The organism is Polaromonas sp. P3_C2 (assembly GCF_056402675.1).
On record NZ_JBFUGX010000360.1, the window covers coordinates 1 to 4,266 of the forward strand.

7 protein-coding genes are annotated in these 4,266 nt (G+C 53.3%); all 7 read left to right on the forward strand.

The features are described 5' to 3' along the window. Positions 1-489: 489 nt before the first annotated feature. The gene (locus tag AC1DWI_RS14995; protein ID WP_477725118.1) at positions 490-822 is read left to right on the forward strand and encodes a hypothetical protein; all 333 of its coding nucleotides are present in this window, start codon (positions 490-492) and stop codon (positions 820-822) included. A gap of 88 nt (positions 823-910) precedes the next feature. Next, entirely contained in the window at positions 911-1,276 is a 366-nt protein-coding gene (locus AC1DWI_RS15000; RefSeq protein ID WP_477697781.1) for a hypothetical protein, read from the forward strand. 93 nt (positions 1,277-1,369) lie between these two features. Next, positions 1,370-1,768 (forward strand): DUF6228 family protein, encoded by a 399-nt coding sequence (locus tag AC1DWI_RS15005; protein ID WP_477671209.1) that lies wholly within the window; start codon positions 1,370-1,372, stop codon positions 1,766-1,768. A gap of 86 nt (positions 1,769-1,854) precedes the next feature. Further along, positions 1,855-2,166, forward strand: coding sequence for a hypothetical protein (locus AC1DWI_RS15010; RefSeq protein WP_477671208.1), 312 nt, complete (start codon positions 1,855-1,857; stop codon positions 2,164-2,166). A 20-nt stretch (positions 2,167-2,186) separates the two neighbouring features. Continuing rightward, entirely contained in the window at positions 2,187-2,588 is a 402-nt protein-coding gene (locus AC1DWI_RS15015; protein ID WP_477671207.1) for a ribonuclease E inhibitor RraB, read from the forward strand. A gap of 73 nt (positions 2,589-2,661) precedes the next feature. Further along, on the forward strand, positions 2,662-3,150 hold the full coding sequence (locus AC1DWI_RS15020; RefSeq protein WP_477671206.1) for a hypothetical protein: 489 nt from the start codon (positions 2,662-2,664) through the stop codon (positions 3,148-3,150). A 126-nt stretch (positions 3,151-3,276) separates the two neighbouring features. Next, positions 3,277-4,071, forward strand: a complete 795-nt coding sequence (locus AC1DWI_RS15025) for a slipin family protein (protein ID WP_477671205.1) — start codon at positions 3,277-3,279, stop codon at positions 4,069-4,071. Positions 4,072-4,266: the final 195 nt, after the last annotated feature.

A 4,266-nucleotide genomic window follows, 5' to 3' on the forward strand; every position in this document is an offset into this window, starting at 1 on the left:
ACTGGATGGCCTACAACACTGCGCATGATGTCACGCTGCCCAAGGCCAGCGGCGAGAAGCTCGGCTTCTTCATGTACCCCGTGGCTGAAAATGCGGCCGGCCGTTTTGACTCCTACGCACCGGATGATTTCAAGTATCAAATCACTGCAAAAGAGGTCAGGGCCTGAGCATCACGCGGCGTGCAGCCTTAAAAGGGTTGAAGATGCAGGAAACAATGGGACTGCGGAGCCGGCGGTTTTAAGGACGGCTTGCTCAGAGCGCTTTCATCGTTTGGATCATGTCGTCAACTTGCTCAATGCAAAAAGCTGGGTGAAACTGGACGGAAAATTTGCGGGGTTTCACGGAATTTTTATAACTGTATAAATTTACTGTGTGTGGGCTTGAAACCCAGCATGCAAGCGGCTTACAGGAGTTTTAGATGTCCAGATTAGATTGCAAGCGCCAGGTTATATCGCAGGTTTTGCGGCATACATTACGTTAGATTTTCAAATGTACGCGCTCACGGTTTTAGTATTTCTGGTCCTGCCTGTTGGTATGGCGTCATTTCTTCTCTGGCGCGCCTATCAGATGGGAGTCAAAGGCCGCGTTGAACTTACACATCAATGGATTGCGCGCCCGCCTGAAGGCATTGAAGCATTTGCGCGATGGTTTGCTTGGCGCGACTTAACGTTTGGAGCGGGCCTGTTGGCTTGCCTGATGCTGCTACTGGCTTTGCCCCAATACTTTGCCGCTTGGATACCTCTCATGGMACTATTCGGTTTCATACATCAAGGATTCACTGGCCATGCACTTCACAAGCTCAGGAAAAGAAATTCAATCTAACAGGGTGCTCGTCGCGGACAAGCAGCGTCAGAATGCCGCTTCGCGGCGCATGCTGCGTGCCGGGCAGCGCCAACGTTAAACGGCAGGCATGGCRGCATTCAAGCATCACAGCGCTTTCCCAAAGGAAAAGGACATTCAAGGGCGCCTGTACCCGCATGTCTGCTTTCATTGTAAGAAGTCTTTTAAAAAGCCCATTAGTGAGGCACCAAGGCTTTGCCCGCAGTGCACAGGCGAAATGGTGAGGCTCAGTCGCAAATTCTCAGCACCTGCCGCAGTTGACACTCTTCAATGGAAAAAGGTGCAGCTTTTGGTGGAGCACGGCTTTCTATTTCAGTCGGTTTATGAGCCAACGGAATCAGGCGGGCGGCAGAAGACAAGCTATCCGGAAACATTTGAGCAGGCGAAAGAGTTTGTTGTTGCCTTTAAGTCGCAGGCGGTGAATCGTGCCGCTTAACATTTCGGCCCACGCGGACACTCAGCAGCAGATAGCCGCTGCGCRGCGCTTGCTGCGTGCCGGTGGCCTCCAACGTTAAAGGGCAACGCGCTAATGTTGTCCATCCACTCCACATCGTCGAACCGTGAACTCCGCATCAGTAGGGGGCAAGGCGGCTATTTCGTCGTTGAGATCGTGGGTCACCGCGTCACGGCCCTTACGGAAGTCTGGATAGACGATGACGCCGTTCACCTCGGGCGCTTCTTCGTTGATCTCGGGGCGAACAAACGGCCGTGGAAGGGCACTCGCGAGTGGCAATCACTTGAACAAGATCTCAAATTCTCCGTTACTTGCAACGCGCTCGGTAATGTCACGTTTGACATACATCTCTCTGGAATGCCGGGCGCACCGGAGGAGTGGAGCGTACGGGTTGGACTGGACACGGAGCTTGGGCAACTCCCAAGAATCGGAGAGGAAGCGGAGGATCTGTTGAATGCCAAGGACACCCTTTAACATGACGGTCAACACGGACACGCACCTGCAGAATGCCGCTATGCGGCAAGTTGTTGCGTGTCGGTCACCTTCACGTTAGACCGCACATGAAACAGAGAATCAAGTGCAACGGTGTGCGTTACAGGCAAGGATTCATTGAAGTCGTGCCCGGCATTCATCCACATCACGTCAATCTCGAAGTCTGGAACGTGCATCCCGATCTAGACATCAGCCAAAGTTCATTGGAATCTCAGTCAATCCCGGACGAGGCTATCGTCGCAAACGTCGAAATCGAGGTTGATCTTGAGAGGGCCAAAGCACTTGTCAAGGCTCTTAACGCTGCCATCGAGGCGGTCGAACGAGCGGACAGTGTGCGGTCTAACCTTTCCTTCAAGCGGACGCCTGACGGCGCCGCTTAAGTCAAACGTTAGATATCCACATGTCCGCTACAACGATCATTGCAATTGGGGCCATTCTGGCCGTATTGGCTTACGTCTTCGTCTCGGCGAACAGAGCAGGCCAAGTGGCAGTTCCCGATTTGCGCGTTCTGTCCCAACTGAGGCAAGTTGGCTCCAAGCTGAATCAACCGCACAAGGTCGACTTTTTCTTGCATTTGCCGTCGCAAGATTCAGCAGACCGCGTGGCAAAAGACCCATCTTTCCACGGATACGACGTGCAGGTGAAGCCCGGCGCGCAAGACTCATCCGAGTGGCTTGTTCAGGCGAGCAAAACGATGGTTCCAGATTTAAAGGTCCTGGTAGAGATCCGGGAACATCTTTCAGCTTTAGCCTCGGCAAATGGAGGTGCGTACGACGGCTGGGGCGCCGAGGTGGTCCGGTGACCGCAACATCTAACCCGGCACTCAAGCGGACGGTCGTATCTGCCGCCGCTTACTTGGTACGTTAGGCCGCTACATGCCAGACATATTTCACTTCATATCAGAATACTTCTGGTTAGCTCTTCTCGGGTTTGGAGCATTCAACTATTGGAAAGCACGTCGCGATATTGAAAACATGGGCAGTGTTGAATCTGCGGCCGAAGGGGTGAACTATCTGAGACGCTTTGCCATCGGCGCCAATCTACCGTGGGTCGTCATGGGTCTTGGGTGTGTGTCTGGCTACACTCCAACGGTTTGGCACTATTTCCGTCCACAAGACGGCAATCCCTTTGTCATTGCCTGGTTGACGGTAATCCTATGCACGGCGTCTGTTTATGCTTGGTGGGTGTTGTTTGCGGGCGGCGCCGAAAAGGTTCAAGAGTTCAACCTGCTTAGCTCTATCGGACAGCGCACATTCAAGCAAAAATCCCCCCGGTCAATCAAGTTGCTCGCAATCCTCGGGGTTTTCATGGTTCCGATCTGGGTGCTACTCGTCGTGGTTCAGAATGTACCGTTGCCAAAATGACGCACCCTAACTGGTCAGTCAACCCGGACGCGGAGCCTCTGCTGCCTTCGGTCGCACCTTGCCGTGGCCGCCGGTTACGTTCACGTTAGGTATCCGAGCAACAGTCGCGCCTTCAAAGGAAATGCCATGAATGAAGTTGTGTTTGGTCTTCTTGTGGTCCTTGTCGCCATTGCCACCGCCGGGTTACGCGTCGCCAATCAATATGAACGCGCCGTCGTATTTAGGCTGGGAAAGCTTCAAGGCCTTCGCGGCCCTGGCCTCTATTGGATAGTTCCAGCAATCGAGTGGCAACGAACAATTGACATTCGAACCGTTACTACTTCCGTTGATCAGCAAGAAACCATCACGAAGGACAACGTTCCGGTGAAGGTCACTGTTGTCATTTGGTATTCCATTACAGACCCAATTAAGTCCGTTGTTGAAGTGGTCGACGTGGGAAGAGCTGTCGTTCAAGTTGCTTTGACATCAATGCGCAACGTCATAGGTCGACACACGCTTGACGACGTGCTAAAGGAACAGGAAAGACTTGGCACAGATATGCGCAAAGTCATTGATGGCGCGACCGAACCTTGGGGAGTCAAGGTCACAAGAGTGGAGATGCGCAATGTTGAAATTCCTGAATCCATGCAGCGGGCAATGGCTCAAGAAGCTGAGGCACTTCGTGAAAAGCGAGCGCGAATCATCAAGGCCGAGGCCGAGCTTGAGGCGGCGGTGAAGCTTAGAGAAGCAGCTGGCCTCATCATGGAAAATCCCGCGGGTCTGGAACTGCGACGGATGCAGATGATTACCGAGGTAGGAGCCGAGCAAAACACGACCACGATCATCATGATGCCAAGTGAGTTCGTGTCGATGGCTAAAGGCATCTCGGAATGGACAACCAAGCGTGGCGGCGAGGGGCCAAGAGATGATCGGGAGACCTAACCCTTCCTTCAAGCGGACGTGCCTACGGCACGCCGCTTAAGTCAAACGTTAGGCAACATCAGAAGCCGCCATGAGCCTGCATCCAGACTATCCTGTCGTCACGGGAACCTATCAAATGACCGATGAATGGGCGGTCRCTCTTCCTGAAAGGTTCAATCGACGAATAGAAGATGGAAGCCTTGTTCTCTGGAGGGC

Bases quoted from the DNA above. Each gene is read 5' to 3' on its own strand.
- AC1DWI_RS15005 (WP_477671209.1), top strand. From the start codon at position 1,370: ATGTTGTCCATCCACTCCACATCGTCGAACCGTGAACTCCGCATCAGT.
- AC1DWI_RS15010 (WP_477671208.1), top strand. From the start codon at position 1,855: ATGAAACAGAGAATCAAGTGCAACGGTGTGCGTTACAGGCAAGGATTC.
- AC1DWI_RS15015 (WP_477671207.1), top strand. From the start codon at position 2,187: ATGTCCGCTACAACGATCATTGCAATTGGGGCCATTCTGGCCGTATTG.
- AC1DWI_RS15020 (WP_477671206.1), top strand. From the start codon at position 2,662: ATGCCAGACATATTTCACTTCATATCAGAATACTTCTGGTTAGCTCTT.
- AC1DWI_RS15025 (WP_477671205.1), top strand. From the start codon at position 3,277: ATGAATGAAGTTGTGTTTGGTCTTCTTGTGGTCCTTGTCGCCATTGCC.